This window comes from Providencia sp. 21OH12SH02B-Prov (assembly GCF_027362595.1).
In the GTDB taxonomy this organism is placed as follows: domain Bacteria; phylum Pseudomonadota; class Gammaproteobacteria; order Enterobacterales; family Enterobacteriaceae; genus Providencia; species Providencia zhejiangensis.
The window spans coordinates 2599160-2619398 of sequence record NZ_CP114796.1 but is presented as its reverse complement, the minus strand read 5'-3'; the positions used below and the strand labels follow the sequence as shown (position 1 = coordinate 2619398).

General features: G+C 41.0%; 17 protein-coding genes. 9 read left to right on the top strand and 8 right to left on the bottom strand.

The features are described 5' to 3' along the window. Positions 1–86: 86 nt before the first annotated feature. From arnB to O7C57_RS12295, 9 genes are all read left to right on the top strand, one after another. Positions 87–1232 (top strand): UDP-4-amino-4-deoxy-L-arabinose aminotransferase, encoded by a 1146-nt coding sequence (arnB, locus tag O7C57_RS12335; protein ID WP_154623360.1) that lies wholly within the window; start codon positions 87–89, stop codon positions 1230–1232. Continuing rightward, the gene (gene arnC / locus O7C57_RS12330) at positions 1232–2224 is read left to right on the top strand and encodes an undecaprenyl-phosphate 4-deoxy-4-formamido-L-arabinose transferase (protein ID WP_163862047.1); all 993 of its coding nucleotides are present in this window, start codon (positions 1232–1234) and stop codon (positions 2222–2224) included. Before arnB ends, arnC begins: the two co-directional genes overlap by 1 nt. After that, positions 2224–4206, top strand: coding sequence for a bifunctional UDP-4-amino-4-deoxy-L-arabinose formyltransferase/UDP-glucuronic acid oxidase ArnA (arnA, locus tag O7C57_RS12325; protein ID WP_154623361.1), 1983 nt, complete (start codon positions 2224–2226; stop codon positions 4204–4206). Before arnC ends, arnA begins: the two co-directional genes overlap by 1 nt. Beyond that, entirely contained in the window at positions 4206–5099 is an 894-nt protein-coding gene (gene arnD, locus O7C57_RS12320; RefSeq protein ID WP_154623362.1) for a 4-deoxy-4-formamido-L-arabinose-phosphoundecaprenol deformylase, read from the top strand. The genes arnA and arnD overlap by 1 nt, the downstream gene beginning before the upstream one ends. A 7-nt stretch (positions 5100–5106) precedes the next feature. Then, positions 5107–6765 carry a lipid IV(A) 4-amino-4-deoxy-L-arabinosyltransferase gene (gene arnT / locus O7C57_RS12315; protein ID WP_163862041.1) on the top strand — a complete coding sequence of 553 codons (1659 nt, stop codon included), beginning with the start codon at positions 5107–5109 and terminating at the stop codon, positions 6763–6765. Then, a complete protein-coding gene (gene arnE, locus O7C57_RS12310) occupies positions 6762–7109 on the top strand; it encodes a 4-amino-4-deoxy-L-arabinose-phosphoundecaprenol flippase subunit ArnE (protein ID WP_154623364.1) in 348 nt (115 codons plus the stop codon). The genes arnT and arnE overlap by 4 nt, the downstream gene beginning before the upstream one ends. Further along, positions 7106–7504, top strand: coding sequence for a 4-amino-4-deoxy-L-arabinose-phosphoundecaprenol flippase subunit ArnF (arnF, locus tag O7C57_RS12305; RefSeq protein WP_154623365.1), 399 nt, complete (start codon positions 7106–7108; stop codon positions 7502–7504). Before arnE ends, arnF begins: the two co-directional genes overlap by 4 nt. A gap of 99 nt (positions 7505–7603) precedes the next feature. Further along, positions 7604–8092, top strand: a complete 489-nt coding sequence (locus tag O7C57_RS12300) for a C40 family peptidase (RefSeq protein ID WP_154623366.1) — start codon at positions 7604–7606, stop codon at positions 8090–8092. Positions 8093–8166: 74 nt separating this feature from the next. Then, complete coding sequence (locus O7C57_RS12295; RefSeq protein ID WP_196713017.1) at positions 8167–9183, top strand: lipoate--protein ligase; 1017 nt, start codon at positions 8167–8169, stop codon at positions 9181–9183. A 77-nt stretch (positions 9184–9260) separates the two neighbouring features. On the opposite strand, the gene O7C57_RS12290 is transcribed toward O7C57_RS12295, so the two are convergent. From O7C57_RS12290 to O7C57_RS12255, 8 genes are all read right to left on the bottom strand, one after another. After that, entirely contained in the window at positions 9261–10838 is a 1578-nt protein-coding gene (locus tag O7C57_RS12290; RefSeq protein WP_154635596.1) for a phosphoethanolamine transferase, read from the bottom strand. Positions 10839–11167: 329 nt separating this feature from the next. After that, complete coding sequence (locus O7C57_RS12285) at positions 11168–11539, bottom strand: helix-turn-helix domain-containing protein (protein WP_154622097.1); 372 nt, start codon at positions 11537–11539, stop codon at positions 11168–11170. Positions 11540–12190: 651 nt separating this feature from the next. Then, positions 12191–12976, bottom strand: a complete 786-nt coding sequence (locus O7C57_RS12280; RefSeq protein ID WP_154622096.1) for a heme ABC transporter ATP-binding protein — start codon at positions 12974–12976, stop codon at positions 12191–12193. A 5-nt stretch (positions 12977–12981) separates the two neighbouring features. Then, complete coding sequence (locus O7C57_RS12275) at positions 12982–13983, bottom strand: FecCD family ABC transporter permease (protein ID WP_154622095.1); 1002 nt, start codon at positions 13981–13983, stop codon at positions 12982–12984. After that, positions 13980–14801, bottom strand: coding sequence for a heme/hemin ABC transporter substrate-binding protein (locus O7C57_RS12270; RefSeq protein ID WP_154622094.1), 822 nt, complete (start codon positions 14799–14801; stop codon positions 13980–13982). Before O7C57_RS12270 ends, O7C57_RS12275 begins: the two co-directional genes overlap by 4 nt. A gap of 15 nt (positions 14802–14816) precedes the next feature. Continuing rightward, positions 14817–15866 carry a hemin-degrading factor gene (locus O7C57_RS12265; protein ID WP_163862029.1) on the bottom strand — a complete coding sequence of 350 codons (1050 nt, stop codon included), beginning with the start codon at positions 15864–15866 and terminating at the stop codon, positions 14817–14819. Positions 15867–15892: 26 nt separating this feature from the next. Then, positions 15893–17893, bottom strand: a complete 2001-nt coding sequence (locus O7C57_RS12260; RefSeq protein WP_154622093.1) for a TonB-dependent hemoglobin/transferrin/lactoferrin family receptor — start codon at positions 17891–17893, stop codon at positions 15893–15895. A 114-nt stretch (positions 17894–18007) separates the two neighbouring features. Beyond that, a complete protein-coding gene (locus O7C57_RS12255; protein WP_269723186.1) occupies positions 18008–20146 on the bottom strand; it encodes a TonB-dependent receptor domain-containing protein in 2139 nt (712 codons plus the stop codon). Positions 20147–20239: the final 93 nt, after the last annotated feature.

The following is a 20239-nucleotide window of genomic DNA, read 5'->3' as shown; positions in this document are numbered from 1 at the left end:
TAAATGTTTTCAGGTGTTGATGTTCGGTTAAAGTAACTTTGACTAGAATACTCTCTTCTTAATAAAAAAATTAGGCTGCAAACTATATGAGCAATTTCCTTCCGTTTTCAAAACCGGCAATCGGTGACGAAGAGGTTAAGGCAGTAGAGAAAGTTCTGCGTTCGGGGTGGATCACTACGGGTCCTCAGAACCACCAGTTAGAGCAAGATTTTTGTGAGCGTTATGGTTGCAAGCATGCCATAGCATTAGCTTCAGCCACTGCGGGTATGCACGTTGTGTTAATGGCATTGGGGATTGGTCCCGGCGATGAAGTTATCACTCCTTCACAAACGTGGGTATCCACCCTCAATATGATTGAGTTACTAGGTGCGACACCGGTTATGATCGATGTCGACCGTGATACACTAATGGTGCAACCTGACGCGGTAGAAAAAGCGCTCACTGCGAAAACGAAAGCGATAATTCCTGTGCATTATGCAGGTGCTCCTTGTGATCTCGACGCTTTACGCGCTATTGCGCAAAAGGCGGGGGTTCCATTAATTGAAGATGCTGCCCATGCGGTCGGTACCCGTTATAAAGAGGAATGGGTTGGTCAACACGGCACGGCCATTTTTTCTTTCCATGCCATTAAAAATGTCACCTGTGCAGAAGGTGGTCTTGTTGTTACTGATGACGACGAGCTGGCGCAACGTGTTCGTACATTGAAATTCCATGGACTTGGTGTTGACGCTTTTGATAGACAAATGCAAGGACGAAAACCACAAGCCGAAGTGGTTGAACCCGGTCTAAAATATAATTTATCTGATATTCATGCTGCGATAGCTGTTGTTCAGTTGTCCCGTGTTGAAGAGATGAATCAACGACGCGCACAATTGGTGGCACGTTACCGTGAAGCGCTGAAAAATTCGCCATTGCAAATGCTTTCAGTTCCTGAATACCCGCATTTACACGCCAATCACTTATTTATGGTGCGTGTTGATAAAAATGTCTGTGGTATTGATAGAGATAGCTTTATGGAAAAATTGAAAGCGTATGATATCGGTACAGGTTTGCATTTCCGTGCAGCACATACACAGAAATATTACCGTGAGAAATATCCGCAACTCTCACTTGTAGAGTCAGAATGGAACACCGCGACGCTTTGTTCTCTGCCTCTCTTCCCTGATATGTCTGATGCAGATGTTGACCGGGTTGTTAAAGCGATAAATGAAATCCTTTTGGAGTCAAAATAGTGTCATTTGTAGATGAATTTGAAGAGATCAAAAAGGTCTCTGTTGTAATCCCTGTTTATAATGAAGAGCAAAGTCTTCCTCAGTTACTTGAGCGTACAATTAAATCATGTAAACAACTTACGCAAGATTATGAGTTAATTTTAGTTGATGATGGCAGTAGCGACCGTTCAGCTAAAATGTTAACTGAGGCGGCAGAAAATCCTGATAACCACGTTATCGCGATTATTTTGAATCGTAATTATGGGCAGCACTCTGCAATTATGGCTGGTTTTAATCAGGCAGATGGTGATTTAGTTATCACTCTGGATGCAGATTTGCAAAACCCTCCAGAAGAGATCCCACGTTTAGTCCAAACTGCGGCTCAAGGTTATGATGTAGTTGGTACGCGCCGAGCAAATCGTCAGGATTCTTGGTTCCGTAAAACCGCATCTAAAATGATTAATGCGATGATCACGAAAGCAACTGGCCGCTCAATGGGCGATTACGGTTGTATGTTACGCGCTTATCGTCGTCACATTATTGATGCGATGTTGCAATGCCATGAAAGAAGCACATTTATTCCAATTTTAGCAAATACGTTTGCGCGTAGAACCATTGAAATTGATGTCGCTCATGCTGAACGTGAGTTTGGTGATTCAAAATACAGCTTTATGAAGCTGATTAATTTAATGTATGACCTACTGACTTGTTTAACAACGGCGCCTCTACGTTTGTTAAGTGTCGTTGGTAGTATTATTGCAGTCGGTGGTTTCTTGCTAGCAGTGTTGTTAATTGTATTACGTCTACTCTTCGGTGCAACTTGGGCTGCCGACGGCGTATTCACACTGTTCGCCATACTGTTTATGTTTATCGGTGCACAATTTGTCGCGATGGGCTTACTAGGTGAGTATATCGGCAGAATTTATAATGATGTGCGCGCGAGACCCCGTTATTTTATTCAAAAAGTCGTCGGTGCTAGTGATAAGACTGACAAAAATCAGGAAGAAAACTAATGAAAGCTATTGTTTTTGCCTATCATGATATTGGCTGTGTAGGGCTGAAAGCGCTTAAAAAAGCAGGTTTCGACATTCAGGCAGTCTTTACTCACACTGATGATCCTAACGAAAACCACTTTTTCTCTTCAGTAGCGCGTGTCAGCGCAGACATGGAACTTCCTGTTTACGCGCCAGAAAACGTGAACCATCCACTGTGGATTGAACGTATTCGTGAATTAAAACCAGATGTGATTTTCTCATTCTATTATCGTGATATGTTGAGTGAAGAACTGTTGGCTCTCGCTCCTAAGGGTGCATTTAACCTACATGGTTCTTTATTACCTAAATACCGTGGCCGTGCACCTATTAACTGGGCGCTATTGAACGGTGAGAAAGAAACTGGCGTCACATTACACAAAATGGTTGCGAAAGCGGATGCTGGTGACATTATTGCGCAAGAAAAAGTCGCGATTACTGACACAGATACCGCATTGACTTTACATGCAAAAGTTCGTGAAGCTGCTGAAGTTTTGTTAGACAAAACATTACCATTAATTGAAGCGGGCAGCTATAAAGCGATCGCTCAAGATGAGAGCCAAGCAACCTATTTTGGTCGTCGTACTGCGCAAGATGGTTTGATCGATTGGAATCGTTCTGCAAAAGAGATTGATTGCTTAGTTCGTGCAGTGACTGAACCATATCCAGGAGCATTCACCTATTTAGGTGAGCGTAAAATGGTTATTTGGCGTGCCCGTGTATTAGATGACAATCAAGGTAAACGTGCGGGAACGGTACTCTCAAGCGATCCTCTGCGTATCGCTTGTGGTGAAGGTGCGATTGAAGTCGTTAGCGGACAAGGCGATTCCGGCTTATATATGCAAGGAAACCGTCTGGCGAACGAAATGGGCATCGTCACCGATGTTCGTGTAGGACCAAAGCCAACCGCTCAAATCAAGCGTCGTAAGCGTGTTCTGATTCTTGGTGTTAACGGGTTTATCGGTAACCATTTAACTGAGCGTCTATTGCAAGATGATAATTATGATATTTACGGTATGGATATCAGTTCATCGGCGATTGATCGTTTCATTGGTAACCCACGTTTCCACTTTATTGAAGGCGATGTCAGCATTCATACTGAATGGATCGAATATCACATCAAAAAATGTGATGTCATTTTGCCGCTGGTGGCCATTGCAACGCCAATTGAATATACGCGTAACCCACTGCGTGTCTTTGAGTTAGACTTTGAAGAAAACCTGAAAGTTGTGCGTTACTGTGTGAAATATAACAAGCGTATTATCTTCCCATCGACCTCTGAAGTTTATGGTATGTGTGATGATAAAGAGTTTGATGAAGACGAATCACGCTTGATTGTTGGCCCAATCAACAAACAACGTTGGATCTATTCCGTGTCTAAACAATTGTTAGACCGAGTGATTTGGGCATACGGTGCGAAAGAAGGCTTGAAGTTTACACTATTCCGTCCATTTAACTGGATGGGACCACGTTTAGATAGCTTGAATTCGGCTCGTATCGGTAGTTCACGCGCTATCACGCAACTTATTTTGAACTTAGTTGAAGGTTCGCCAATCAAGTTGGTGGATGGTGGTGAACAAAAACGCTGCTTTACTGATATTAAAGATGGTATTGAAGCACTGTTCCGTATCATTGAAAACAAAGATGGTAAATGTGACGGTCAGATTATCAATATCGGTAACCCAACGAACGAAGCGAGCATTCGTCAGTTAGCGGAAATGTTGCTTGAAAGCTTTGAAAATCACCCATTACGTGGCCACTTCCCTCCGTTTGCGGGCTTCCGTGAAATTGAAAGTAGCAGCTACTATGGTAAAGGTTATCAAGACGTTGAGCATCGTAAACCAAGTATTGAAAATGCGCGTCGCCTGCTAGAGTGGGTGCCAACCATTGACATGAAAGATACCATTGAAGAAACGCTGGATTTCTTCTTGCAAGGTGCAGTGGAAGAATTAGGTAAGAACTAATGAAAAAAGTTGGCTTGAGAATTGATGTGGATACCTATCGAGGCACATTAGAAGGTGTACCACAGCTACTCAAAGTGCTTAAACAGCATAATATTCAGGCCAGCTTTTTCTTCAGTGTAGGACCCGATAATATGGGGCGCCATTTATGGCGCCTTTTGCGTCCTAAATTCCTGTGGAAAATGCTAAGGTCGAATGCAGCTTCTTTATATGGACTCGATATTTTACTTGCGGGTACGGCGTGGCCCGGCAAAAAAATAGCTAAAGATTTAGGCTATTTAATGAAACAAACCTTAGATGAAGGCCATGAGGTTGGATTACATGCTTGGGATCATCAAGGTTGGCAAGCTAAAGTCGCCAAATGGAGCGATGCTCAATTGACTGAGCAAGTTAAATTGGGGGTCGATGCATTGCAGCAAGCGATTGGGCAACCAGTGACCTGTTCGGCTGTTGCAGGGTGGCGAGGTGATGAGCGTGTCTTGGAAGTTAAACAAAAATTTGGGTTTCACTACAACAGTGACTGTCGTGGTAAATACCCATTTCGACCTGTTTTACGAGATGGTTCAATAGGTACAGTACAAATTCCTGTCACATTACCCACTTATGATGAAGTTGTTGGGACTGTTGTGAGTGATGAGGATTTTAATGATTTTATCCTACAGGCCATTAAAGATGATCTAGGTGTGCCTGTTTACACCATTCATACCGAAGTTGAAGGGATGTCGAAATCACAACAATTTTCACAATTATTGGAACGAATTGCCCAAGAAGAAATCCAATTCTGTACATTGAGTGATTTACTGCCAGAAGACATAAACACACTGCCTAAAGGAAAAGTGGTTCGTGCACCATTCCCAGGGCGTGAGGGCTGGCTTGGCTGCCAAGAAGAGGGATAGTATAAGCATGTTGAATAACCGAGCGAGCAAAGTAGGAGCCTCTCTGCTGGCTCTTTTTTTTATCTTAACTTATTTGCTACCGTTAAATAGCCGTTTACTTTGGCAACCAGACGAAACACGATACGCAGAAATTAGCCGTGAAATGCTGCAACGCGGTGATTGGATCGTGCCGTATATGCTGGATATACGCTATTTTGAAAAGCCTGTTGCGGGCTATTGGATTAACAATATCAGCCAAATGATCTTTGGTGATACTAACTTTGCGGTTCGTTTTGGTTCAGTATTCTGTATCTTGCTCAGTGCGCTACTGATTTATCGCATGGCAAAAATGATGTGGCGTAACAATCATGTAGCTTATGTTGCCAGCTTCATCTATGTGTCTATGTTTCTCGTATTTGCCGTAGGAACATACAGTGTACTCGACCCGATGTTATCATTGTGGATTGCGGCAAGTATGTACTGTTGCCTATGGGCGATGAAGGCGAGAGGGATAAAAGAAAAACTAGGCGCTTGGATATGCCTTGGTTTAGCGTGTGGGATGGCCTTTATGACAAAAGGCTTCTTAGCATTAGCGATTCCTGTGATTGTGATGTTACCGATTACCCTTTATCAAAAACGCTTCTTAGAGATGGTGAAGTATGGGCCATTGGCGATTATTTCCGCAGTAATCATTAGCTTACCTTGGGCACTATCTATCGCCAAGCAAGAGCCTGATTATTGGAATTACTTCTTTTGGATAGAACATATTAAGCGTTTTACCGCTGATGATGCTCAGCATATCGCCCCATTTTGGTATTACATTCCTATTATCCTGTTAGGAAGTATCCCTTGGGCTGGTCTGCTACCAGGCTCGCTAATTAAAGGTTGGAAAGAGCGTAAATCCAATCCAGATATGTTTTTCTTGTTTTGTTGGTTTATTGTGCCAGTTATTTTCTTCAGTATCTCGCGCGGTAAGCTTCCTACGTATATGTTGCCATTTATGGCTCCGCTCGCATTACTTATGGCCAAATATGGTGTGGATTGTGTGCGTAGCGGTAAAATGAAAGCTTTAAAAGCCAATGGGATCATCAATGTTGCAATTGGTGTTCTAGCAGTGATCGCAATTATTGTGGCGGGAACGGTGATTAAGCGTCCTTTGTATGAAGCGGATGAGTGGTCGAAAATGGTGCTTGGTATCGTTGCTTTCTCCATTTGGGGCATCATTGGTTACCTATGTACCGTGTTAAATGCGAAGTATTGGTTATGGGCTGCATCTTGTTCACTCGCAGTAAGCTTATGTATCGGTAGTGCTCTGCCAAACAACACCATTAATTCAAAATTGCCACAAAGTTTTATTCATAAGCATCATGATTTATTGATGGATAGCAAATATTTAATGGCAAGTAACGTTGGTATTGCGGCTGGACTGGCTTGGGAAACTAAAAACTCAAATATTTACTTGTATAATAGCAGTGGTGAATTGACTTACGGCCTAGAGTACCCAGACAGTCAACATCGTTTGGTGAAACCGGATCAATTTGCAGCTTGGCTAGCAAAAGCGCGTCAAGAAGGTCAAGTAACGGTCGTCTTCTTGCTCGGCCGTAAAGAGGGATTACCTGACATTCCTAAACCTGATGAAGTCATTAGTAATTCGCGTATTGCGATAGTGGTATATCACAAACAATGATTGCACAATTATTCCTATTGCTTTTCGTCAGCGTACTAACGTGTCTTGGGCAAATTGCACAAAAACAAGCCGTTGTCTGTTGGCAAGGTGATAAACATAATAAAACAGCAGCGGCCATTCGTTGGCTGCTGCTAGCAGTATTGATGCTTGGGTTAGGTATGTTGTTTTGGTTAAAACTACTGGAAAGCATGCCACTCAGTATTGCTTACCCTATGCTCAGTATTAATTTTGTGTTAGTTACCTTAATTGGCCAATTTGTTTACCATGAACCTACAGGTCTTAATCATTGGTTAGGGGTGGCGGCAATTATGTTTGGTATTTTCTTGATGAGTATAAGTGGATGAATAAAGGCTATTTTTGGGTAATAGGTAGCGCACTATTAGTCACGATTGCACAATTAAGCTTAAAAGCTGGCGTTGTGGGATTGCCTTCATTTACTTTAGGCTGGCATTGGTTGCAACTCGAATGGTTAATCACCAATGTGGTTAATCTGAGTATTGTATGCGTTGGTTTAGTTTGTTATGCCTTATCGATGCTGTGTTGGCTATTGGCATTAAAATCAATTCCACTTAATAAAGCCTATCCATTGATTAGCTTAAGCTATGTTTTTGTTTATCTATTAGCCGTTATTTTGCCTTGGTATAATGAGCCTGCGACATGGCTAAAAGCAGGGGGAATTGCTTTTATTATTCTGGGCGTCTGGTTGATTAGTCGACCTGTGAAAGCAAAGTCTCAATAATAGAATGAGGTAGTTTAAACTTCTGATTATTTATTTTTCATCTTTCAGCGGCTATGATAATAAATTAAACATGTCACTGATTTATTCACAGGGTGCAGCATGATAATAAAATGGCAGTATCTACCATTATTGTTTTCATTGGTGTTAATCGGCTGTTCGTCTACATCGGTAAAAAAGACGCCGCCCCCGCCATTAAAAACACAATTATCGGATCCCATTATGACAATTGCTCAACTTAAGGAGCAATTACAACAGTGGTATGGCACGCCTTATAACTATGGTGGGATGAGTCAAAGCGGTATTGATTGCTCTGGTTTTGTTTATCGAACCTTTAATGATCGTTTTGCCATTCAATTACCTCGTACCACGATAGATCAAACCCGATTAGGTACCCGTATTGATAAATCAGATTTAATGCCAGGTGATTTGGTTTTTTTCAAAACCGGTTCAGGTGAAAATGGCTTACATGTTGGGATTTATGATACAGATAATACCTTTATTCACGCTTCAACCAGTAAAGGTGTCATCCGTTCTTCAATGGATAACGTCTATTGGCGAAAAGTGTTTTGGCAAGCTCGTCGCATCTGATTTCACTGTCATTGCCTCATTTTTATCTTCATTTATGCTATCTTAAGAGCAAATTTTGCTTTTAAGGTAGCACTATGTCTAGCTTACGTTTATTGATATCTGAATCGTTCGATCCTTGGTTTAACCTTGCTGTAGAAGAGACTATTTTTCGCCAAATGCCAGCAGACCAGCGGGTCATGTTTTTATGGCGCAATGCGGATACCGTCGTCATTGGACGCGCGCAGAACCCATGGAAAGAATGTAACACGCGTCGTATGGAAGAAGATAATGTCCGCTTAGCTCGCCGTAGTAGTGGAGGAGGGGCTGTTTTTCAGGATTTAGGCAATACCTGTTTCACCTTTATGGCGGGCAAACCTGAATATGATAAAAGTATATCGACAAAAATTATTGTTGATGGTTTGATGCGTGTGGGGATCGACGCTGAAGTTTCTGGACGCAATGATTTAATCTTAAATACGATTGATGGGCCGCGTAAAATCTCCGGCTCAGCGTACCGTGAAACAAAAGATAGAGGCTTTCATCATGGCACTTTATTAATTAATTCAGATTTAAACCGTTTAGCTGATTACCTCAATCCCGATCCCAAAAAATTACAGGCGAAAGGGATCACCTCGGTTCGCTCACGAGTGGCTAATTTGTGCGAATTGGTCGCGGATATTAGCCATGAAAAGGTGTGTGAAGGCATTATACAAAGTTTCTTCGATTATTACGGCGAAACTGTTGACGCTGAATTTATTTCCCCTGAAAAACTGCCAGATTTACCCAATTTTAGTGACACTTTTGCGAAACAAAGTCGTTGGGAGTGGAATTTTGGGCAAGCACCTGCTTTTACTCACTACAGTGATACTCGTTTCCCTTGGGGAGGTATTGAGTTTCATTTTGATATCGAGAAAGGGGTCATTAAACGTTGCCAATTTTTCACAGATAGTCTTGAACCATCACCGTTAGAATGGCTTAGTCAGCAGTTGAGCGAACAAGTTTATCAAACTGACACTATCCGTAAACTGATTGTACAAATGCGTCAGATGTGGCCTGAACTGGCTGAACAAATTTCAGACCTAGAAGGTTGGTTAATACACGAATTAAGCTAAATAAAATTCACTTTTCGTTAACGGTTACTTAGCCATTGAACCTAAATAAATGGAGGCCAAGTAACAGTTAACGTTATTTATTTTCCTTGAATATTAATCGCATCATCCATTCTAGCTTCGAGTTTTTCACTTAAGCCAAAATCTTCTTCATCGCTCTCTGGAGTAAATAAATGATAGCTTTCCTTTAAATGTGGGTTAGAAATACCAAGCCAACTTGCTAATCCATTAATAAACATCATGCCTGACTTTTTAGCGATAATATATTGTGTCGATACCTGATCTGAAGAAAGCTGAATTAAAGGTACGCGATACGCATATTTCGTTTTTCCATGCATAATTTTTATTTGTTCTTCTGTGTCTTGATGAGAAAGACCATGGTCAGCAAAATAAATCACTGAGAATGTACGATCTTTTTGTTTGTATTGCTTTTCTAGTAATGAGTAAATTGCCTCAATCACTTCATCTGTTTTATTGATGCTAGCGACATAACACGAGATATTGTGATATTTAATATCTTTAGTGGTAAACGGATTATCATAGTCCTCAATTCTGCCACATGGGTTCGGGTGAGAGCCATAGAGATGTATAATAAAAAGCCTTTTTTGTTTTTTTTGAGTCGGGCTAGTCAATTCTTTTTTAAAGAGAGGGATCAGTGAAAAATCACTCTCATCATTAGAATTAAATGCGCCAAGTTTATTAAATCTTTTGACATCGGCATGTTTTGCGATAAACGTAATCGGTGTATCATGTTGACCAATATAACCTTGATTAGATATCCAGTACGTTTTAAAACCCGCTGATTTAGCTAATCCAACAATATTAAGTCCGTAATTTGGTTTAACTGTTTCTTTATCCGATAACGTTAGCATTAACCGCAATGAACCAATGGTGTTGTTATCTGCGCTGTTTAAACCATCAATAATGGTACTATTCACGCGATTCAAAAATGGCGTATTGTTTATCGGGTATCCGTAAATTCCCATATAATCACGGCGCACACTTTCACCAATGATTAACACATAATCATCATAATGTTGGTTATTATCTAATGTCGATTTTCCCCACTCACTAGATTTAGTAAAATCACGTAGCGTGATAATTTCTTCTTTCACCTTGGTGGCAGATTCATAAACGTTATAGAAATATTCAAATGGAGATTGATTAATCAAGGCGATTATGACTAAAACAATCATTAATGTTTTGTTGCGATAGTAATTAATATTTAGCTTAGAGCATAATTTTTTAAAGGCTAAAATACCAATAATAATTAATATGGCATAAAAATAATTTACTATTGAAATCTGTGTAAAAAATTCAATCCCTTCGATCGCATCGGTTGCAATAACCGATGCAAAATATTGATATGTCGGTTTATCAAATGTTAAGCCAATGGGCGTATAAATTGCATACAGAATAGCAATTGGTATTCCTATCCATACATAGGCTTTCTTGGATGCATAGAGAATAATATAAAGAGCACAAACGAGAGTAATATCTCTAGGGGTTGGATGGGCGTAGCCTGATCCCTTCAACATTAATTTAGATGAAATAATAAGTATGATAAGAGGGATAATGTAGATAAGTAAGTTTTTTATTTTTACAATCTTATCTTGTAACTTATTTTTATACCATTCAGATAATCTGGGGTGTTTCACAAATAGCCTTTAAAATATACTTAAGAGTGACTTAATTATAACGCTGTAGAATAATTGAAAGAAGGTTATTGCTTTTTTTGTAGAATGTCAAAAGATCATAGCGAGCGTTTTATTTAAAAAGAAAGCGAACTTAAGCGATTATTGGAACGAACGTAATAGTAGCAGGCGGAAATTTTTCTCTTTTTAAAGAAAGATTCAACGTTAGTGTGGGGCTGACGCGGTATAAAAAAGAGCCGGTATTTACCGGCTCGGACATAGACTTCAATGTTTAGGGAATGAAAAAATTGTTAAGGGGATTAATAATACTCAACTATACAACTGAAATTTACTTAGCTATTACAATTGCAAGACATAAAGGTTTTACACTCAGGCATTTGACCACTTTGGCGAAATTTTGCTGGAGTGATATCAAAATGTTTTTTAAATATACGTGTGAATGTCGCTTGTGAGCTAAAGCCATACTGTAGAGCAATATCTAAAATAGGTAGATTACCATCACGTAATGATTTTGCTGCTTCGAGTAAACGACGTTTACGGACGTATTCGCCAAGCGTGCAGCCTTTCATTTCTTTGAAAACACGCTGTAAATGCCATTTAGAATAACCACTTTTATCGGCAATAGTGTCGATTTTGATGCCTTCATTGCGTTGTAACTGACTTTCCAGCCATTTAACAATATCGTTGACTACACTCTCAGACATATTTACCTCCCACTGCTATGGGTTATTGTTCATTAATAACTAATAATAACTAAAGAAATTAGTATCTATTCTTCCTATTTTTCCGATATATCGATAGGCATAACGTGCTTTTTTTTAATGAGAATAATAATAACTTCGATAGTTTTTACCAATCGGTCAATTTTATACATACATTAGTGTATGTTATTTATTATTTCAAATCAATATGATATGAGTTGTGTGTTTTATTTTAATCAATCTGTATCCTTATCTGACCCCTTATTCAAATTTTTTGTCGGAAGCATTCGAAATTATTAACCAAGTAAAATATTGAAAAATTAATTTTGCTTAAATCTGTAGTGAGACGCGATTTTAACCATCAATCGTTAGGAAATACCGAGCTAATAGTAATGAATGTAAATGCTTTATAATTTTTATTCTTCAATGTTATTAACTGTATTTTTAATTTTAGGAAGTTAATTTGACAAGTAATTCGTATTAACTTATTGGTAACAACCTGAAAAGTCATTTATCGATGATAATAAAAGGTCAGTGATGGGAGAGGGGGGAAGCGGTCATGACGCATATTTGTCGCGACTGTATGGCGTGATAAATTGATAAAAAGGAAAGAGGGTTTCTTGAATAAAATGCGCCAAGAAACCTAAGAGATTGTTAGCGTCGTAGGTATACGTGAGGTGTTGCAATTTCTGGGTGTGAGATCACACCGAGATCGGCTTTATACCATTGAGTTAAATTTGCGGTAGTGAGTACCTGTTCAGGTGTACCTGCTGCAACGAGTTGCCCTTGATGAATTAAATAAACCCGATCAGCATAAAGTGCAGTGAGGTTGAGATCATGCAAAACACAACATACGCCAAATGGGCGCTCACGAGTTAGCTGATGCAATAAACGTAAGCTATGTTGTTGATGATAAAGGTCAAGAGCAGATGTTGGCTCGTCCAGAAATAAACAGGCTGGCGTCGTATTTGGTTGCCATACTTGCGCCAGTACTCGCGCAAGTTGAACCCGTTGCTGTTCACCGCCTGAAAGTTGGCGAAAATCACGCTGGCGTAGTTCAAGACAATCTGTTTGTGTTAAAGCTTCTTCGATGGCTTGTTGCTTATGCTCTGAACCGTAAGGGCTTCGCCCCATGGCAACGACGTCTTCAACGGTAAAAGCAAATGATAGGCTATTTTGCTGCTTCATCACCGCACGTTTTTTTGCTAATGCCTTGTGTTGCCATTGGCCCAGCGCTATGCCTTCTAATAAGCATTCGCCGGTGGTTGGGGGCGTAAATCCAGTTAATAGCTTTAGTAGACTGGATTTACCTGCACCGTTAGGCCCAATAATGACAACCATTTCATGCGGTTGTATGGATAGACTAATGTCCTGTATTAGTCGCTTATCACCGATTTGGTAACTGAGATTGCGTGCCTCTAGGAGAGATGATGTCGTCATGGTTTTTAAACCCTCCCTGTTGGTTGACGTAAAATTAGCCATAAGAAGTAAGGGCCACCAATTAAACCGGTAAGTAACCCAACTGGGATTTCAGCGGGGGAAACCGCGATCCTTGCAAGAGTATCTGCGACTAGGAGTAACGTTGCGCCAACAATTGCGGAACCAGGGATCAGCCAACGATGATCTGGACCCAGAGTCATGCGAATGAGATGAGGCACGACTAATCCCACAAACCCAATCACACCACTCATTGCGACAGCGCACCCGACAAGTAGAGCGCTGAGGAAAAGCAAAATAAATTTTGAGCGTTCAACGTTTAATCCGAGATAGTGCGCATCTTCATCACCCAGTTGAAGTAGGTTAAGTTTATTACCTTGCCAAAGGCAGACAAAGCAGGTAGGTAAAATCACACTAGCGGCAATGGACAGTGAGGACCAATCGACATTCGCCAGTGTTCCCATCATCCATAAACTAAAGGTACGTAATTGTTGGTCATCACTGATATAACTTAACACCCCAATGAATGACATACATAATGCATTGATAGCAATACCAGCAAGTAATAAGCGTGACAGGTTGCCATGAGAGTAACGATTCAAGCTAAAAATAATCACTGAAACAATAAGGCTGCCAATGAAAGCCGCACCGATATGCCCATAGTTAAGTAAGACACTTGGCAATGAAAATGAAAAAACGATAAAAGCGGCAACGCATAAAGCCGCACCGCTACTGATCCCTAATAAGCTTGGGTCGGCGAGAGGATTACGGAAGAGTCCTTGCATAATAGCGCCAGAAACGGCAAGCGCTAAGCCGACTAAAATAGCCAATAAGATACGCGGTAGGCGAATATTAAGCCAAATTTGCCAAACGGGGTCTGTGGCTGGTGTTTGCCACAGAGTCTTAAAGGAAACATTCATTGCACCCGTATTGGAAGCGAGTAAGGCAATGACGCTCAAAACCAGTAAAAGGACAACAATAGCTAACCTTGGGTGTTTAATTCGATTCATTGAAACTTCTCTAATGCCTCTCGTATTTGCTGCATGACTTTTGGCGTACCGAGACTAAAACCAAGCATTCCCATATCATCAACAACGATCAGTGCTTTATTTTTTGCTGCCGGAGTCATGGCTAATCCGGGGAGTTTCCAAACGTTATCTTCTCCACCTAACGATTTAATGCCTTCATGAGTCACGATAATGAGGTCAGGTTGGCTCGCGATAACCCCTTCTTGTGATAAAGGTCGATAGCTATTAAAGCCTGTCATTGCATTTTTAGCCCCTGTTGCTTTGATAAGGCTATCTGCGGCAGTTTGTTGTCCAGCGGCAAGAGGGAGTACACCACCATGACTCATGATAAATAATACTTTTTTATCTATTGGTGACGTATTTACGGCGGCAACTTGTTGATTAAATTGTTCCACCAACTGTTGACCTTGTTCTGTTTTGCCAACTGCGTTGGCAACAGTCGTAATTTTTTCTGGAATGGCTTCTAATGCAGGTTTACCAGTGACTTTGATAATCTTTACGCCACTTTTTTCTATTTGGGAAAGTGCGATTGAGGGTTTTGCTAGTTCACTGGCTAGCACAAGCGTTGGGCGCATAGAAAGTACGCCTTCAGCGTTGAGCATTCGCATATAACCGACATCGGGTAGCTTAACAGCTTGAGCGGGATGAAGGCTGGTGCTATCCCGAGCAACAACTTGTGAACCTGCATCAAGCTCAAAAACAATTTCAGTGACATCACCACCAAGTGTGATGATACGTTCTGCCGAGTGAGCAGTGAAGCTCATGATTAAAGTGACTGCAATTAGAAGCCATTGTTTCATTTTATTTACCTACGATTAAATGTGCGGTAGCGCCATAACCTGATTACGCCATTGTTCTTGCTCAGGCGTACCTTCTGTACGTTGCCCATACATCTGTACAATTTGATGACCGTCTTTATCGAAGACTTCAAGGCTTGTTACGAAACCATCTTGAGTTGGTTTGCGCGTTACCCAACACTCTGAAACACCATTTTCAATCATATGTAAGGTAAAATCTGGATTGAAAATATTCAGCCATTTAATATCAGAACCTTCAGCTTGATATGGCATCAAACGTTTGAGTTGGCCTGTAAAAATTTGTACGCAACCGCGGTTACCGACAAAAATCATAATTTCATTTTGATCGTTAAACGCAGTATTAACCAATTGGTTAAATGAATCAGCAGGCACTCGCCACGCGAGATCATCACTGACAGCGCGGAATACTTGTTGGCGACTTAAATTGTTTTTCTTCAGTAAGATAAAGAATTGGTGAACATCGGTCATGTTGCGCCATTCTTGCTCAAGCTGTTGTTTCAATTCATCGCTGATAGGCTGTTCAGAGAAAGGCTCTGCGGCTTCAATAACCAATGGAGGATTATCAGAGGTTGCATATTGTTCAATCAATGCATGCCAAGCAGCCATGTCGGTCTCATCTGTAGTATAGACCTTATGTAGCGCATCACCTTGTTTGTCAAAAAACTGAATGCTATGACGTTCACCGTTTTTAGCGTCTTCAGTCAAGGTGAAAACCGAATCCCAATGGCTGAAAAACATGCGTAAATCGAGTGCGCGTGGATTTAAAATCAATCCGGCATGCGCACTGAATTTAGCATTGTCATAACGACCAATTTGTTCATGAACAACATATTCATTGCGAGTGATGGCTTTAACATTGCCAACCGCCGCTAACGCTTTGAGTAGTGTAGGGGCATCAACATTCAGTCTTTGCGCTTTGTCATGGCCAACACGGCTATGTAAAAGTTCGCCTTCCGAAACATTGAGATAAGCAGCTAGATCACGAGCATATTTGGCTTTGTTTTCTACTTTTGCTTGTTGATAACGCTCAAACAGTGTTGAACTCACAGTGTATCTCCTTAATTAACAATAAATTACCATTGGAAACTGACAAATAGCTTCGCATTACGTCCATCCTGCGGGACGCCTTGTGATGAGTAGTATTCTTTATCGAAAGCATTACCTAAAACGACACTGGTTCCTAGGCCTTTTAATTGGCCTTCACCTTGATAGCTAACGTAAAAATCATGAACAGCATAGCCTGCTTGGCGTGGTGCTTTGGATGCATCGTTGAAATCGGTATGACGAGTAAATTCACCTAACCAACCCACAGAAAAACCACTGTCTGAAATGGGGACGTTAAGGTTGCTGGTTAGCGAGTCAGGTTTAATGGAGGTAATTGATTTACCATTTGATTCGTCTTTACCTTCGGTATGGTTGTAAGCCAAATTCCAACCAAAATAGTCGTTTTTATAGTCCATTGAAGCATCCCAACCCCAAATTTTAGCTCGTTTTGTATTGATGGAGGTTGTGTAGTTATTCTGAGGATTTCTAAAGTCAACATTCACATAGGTATTGATATAGTCTTTTGCTTTAGTATCAAAATAACTAGCTTTAAATTGTAGATTGTCACGCTCAGTTAGGAGGTCATCAAACCTTAGCCCAAACCCATATTCAGCAGTACGTGTAGACTCTGGTTTGAGGTTGGGATTTGGTCGCCATCTATTGACTATTGGGCCCATTTGGAAATGAATTTCATCGTTATACATTTCCATCATAGAAGGTGCTCGGAAAGCTTCTGAATAAGAGGCAAATAACATTGACCAGTCTGTTGGGGTAATGCTAACGGCGCCTTTAGAAGACCATTTGCCTTCTTTCACGTCCTCATTATCTTTAGCGGTTGCTTTATAATGGTCATAGCGAGTGCCAACAATAAACGATACAGGTAAATCTTTTAAGGCGATTTCATCTTGCAAGAAACCGGATGCAAAGGTGATATCAGCATCAGGGAATTGCGTTGTTGACGCGTAAGGTGTTTGATTTTGTTTGTATGTTTCGCCGCCATAAGTAAAGTTATGGGCTGCGATAGGTAAATCATACAAGTGTGTTTTATTATCAACTTTCAGACCATAAGTTTTTTGGGTACGGCCTTCATAGTGAGTATTTTTACCTTTAGCGGTAATATTGACGTCAGAATAGTAAGTGGTCGCTTTAAGATTTAACCAATCGTTTGATTCTGGATTTAATTGGTAAGTTGCTTGGGCATCACGTTGACGTGTAGTGCGGTTAACCTTTAGATTATCCTTAGTAATATCGATTTGTTGTGGGTCTTTGGGTTCATAAGCATTGTTATTGTAATAGCGCAGTTGCCCTGACAATTTTTGGTCATCATTCACCTGCCATGTGCCTTTGGCAAGCATGTTGGCTATGGTTTCTTTGTTTTCCATATCATCGCCATTACTCAAGCGAATATCACCCACTTGTTTGGTGACAAAACTGAATAAACCATCAAATTGTTCAGTTCGCCCAAAAGATGTACCGCCGAAACCAAAACTATGATCCCCTGTCGCCGCTTGGCTAAAAACACGGAAACCGCTGTTTTGGCCTTCGCGTAATAGATCTTTAGCGTCTACGGTTTCCCAAGCGATCACACCGCCCATTGCGCCGCTACCATACAGTAGAGCTGAAGGACCGCGAACAATTTCAACTTGTTTTATCAATGCCGGATCAATAAAAGTACCATTTACATGGCCAGTATCAGTACCTTGGCGCACATTATCGACTAATGTCAAAATACCGCGACGGTCGAAACCACGCATATAGATATCTTGCCCATTTACACGGCTGGTGCCTGTGACACCAATACCCGGAACTTTACGTAAGATGTCATTTACAGTACTTGCCGTTTGTGTTTCAGGTGAATTATTTTTGATAACAGTCACCATCATCGGGGCATCGAAGCTATCTCTTTCAGTACCTGTAGCATAGACGGTCATCACATCATTGCGATTTGATGTTGTTGTTTCTGCATGAGCGCTTGCCATAACGGAAAGTATTGCGCTTGTCAGAACGGATAAACGTAAAACATGAGACATATAGTTATACTCCATAAAGTGTTACCGGTTTGCTCCCTAAGTTTCGATTTTGCCTAAAGCCGTATGCAGGGAAACAAACCGGCGAGTATTATTTATTTTATAATTATTAAATGGTTACCATTGATAACTCACATTGAAATAGAAATTACGGCCTTCTTGGGGAACCCCCATCGAAGAGACATATTGACGATCAAAGGCGTTTTTCATCGTTAATGTCGTATTCAACCCTTTTATAAATTGGTCAGCTTGATAGTGCATATAAAAGTCATGAAGGCTATAGCCTGCATACTGGATGACTTCTTTATGGTAACGATCGAGTCCATGCTGAGATTTGTGTTGTTTTAATTGGTACTTAGCATTGCCTTGGAACTGTGTTTTAGCCGCAAATTCACCTACCCAGCCAAGACTAAGGCCAGTGGTTGCAATAGGGGCATTGAAGCGAACAAGTAACGTTTCAGGGCGAATGGAAGAGAGGGAATAGCCTGTGCCGTCCTCTTTACCTGTTGTTTTGTTATGACTGATATTTAAATCAAACCAGTGGGTTTTATAGCGAATAAAGCTATCAATACCTCGAATGGTGGCGGAAGGAATGTTGCTAAAATAAATTTCATTAGGGAACCATTGATATTGCCCTTTCATGAAATGGTATTTTTTGGTGTAACGACCTTCAACGGCAATATGATTTTTCGCTTTGGTATCAAAATACGTGGATCCGAATTGCAGCTCATCGCCATTTGATAACAGATCATCAAAACTTGCTTTTAAACCAACTTCTACTGTTTTATTTGTCTCAGGTTGTAAGTCAGGCGTAGGTCTAAAATCGGAAGTTAGCCAGCCGCCCATCACCGAAAAGTGATTAGAATTGTTATACAGCTCTGCCATACGAGGCGTCCGATAACCTTCGGAGTAAGAGGAGTATAGGTTTAACCAATGTGCCGGCGTGATACTGACCGCAAAACGTGACGACCAATTCGTGTCTCTATTTTTTGCAAACCCTTGGCGTGAAGCTTCATAGCTTGTGAAACGGGTTCCCGTTGAAAGCGTAATAGGCAGGTGGTGCAACGTCATATCGTTGTTAATCCAGCCCGAAATATTAGCGAGTCGAGTCGGGGGATAGCTGATTGCGTGTTGATTGGGTTTTTGTTGTTGTTGATAATACTCGAGACCACTTTCTATTTGGTTGTTCACCCAACCCTCAATAGGGACGATAACGTGATTCGTCAATTTTGTACCATAGGTATATTGCGTCCGCTTTTCGCGTTGATATTGATGATCGGCTTTTGCTTTTTCTCTATCTAACTGACTCAAAGCGAGGTCGGTATAGTACAGCTCCCAATTTGTTTGCCAGTTAGGAAAACGGTTTGACGTAATATACTGACTAATTGAAACATCACGCTGGTGACTATTGCGCTCGTGGGGCGTGTTTTTAAAACGCGTACCTGCGAAATTGTTTACTGTCGGTTGTTTGAGACCCAATCCATCATTGCGATATTCACGTAGTTGTAGGGCTAAATGATAATTAGGCTGTGCATACCAAGTGGTTTTTAATAACCAGTTATGCACTTTCTCGTGATTATCTTGGGTCGGAAAATCCGCAGAGGTGAGAGAGTATTTTTTACGTTGGCTATAACTCAATAGCATATCCAGAGGGCCTGTATATCCGTATACAGATGCCCCAGCAAGGTAGCTATGGTCATTGCGGTTGATCCCACTGAATAAACGACCACCTACACGCTGACCTTCTTTTAATAAGTCGGCAGCATCAACGGTTTTCATGGCCACAACACCTGCTAATGCGCCGCTACCGTGTGCAACAGAGGATGCACCTTTATGGATAAAGACGTTTTTTACCAGTGACGGGTCAATAAATGTCGCGTTATATAACCCAGAATTAAAATCTTGAGTGACGTTATCCACCGTGATTTTTACTGCGCGAGAATCGTAGCCACGCATATGAATTTCTTGGCCATAAGTTCCCCCAGTACCTGAAACAAAGATACCTGCTTGGCCTTTGAGCAAATCGAGTGCAGAAGTTGCTGATTGATATTCAGGGGGTTGCGCATCAATGACATCAACTTGCTCGGCGACGGCAATGTTTTCGTGATGATAAGGGGGGGCGGTGACATGAACAGTATCACCTATCGTTTTTTTTGCTGTTGCCACCGCGCTAAATCCTGAAATAGCAAGTGTTGTCGCAATGGCGGAAGCGGTGAGTTTTGATCCATTTAACGATAGGGTAGGTGTAGCAGACATCAGTTTAAACTCCATAGGAAATCCTTTCCTTATGTGGTGAATTAAGCTGGCTGCCTTGATACGAGATCTGGGTGGCTTGCTATGAACAAATTT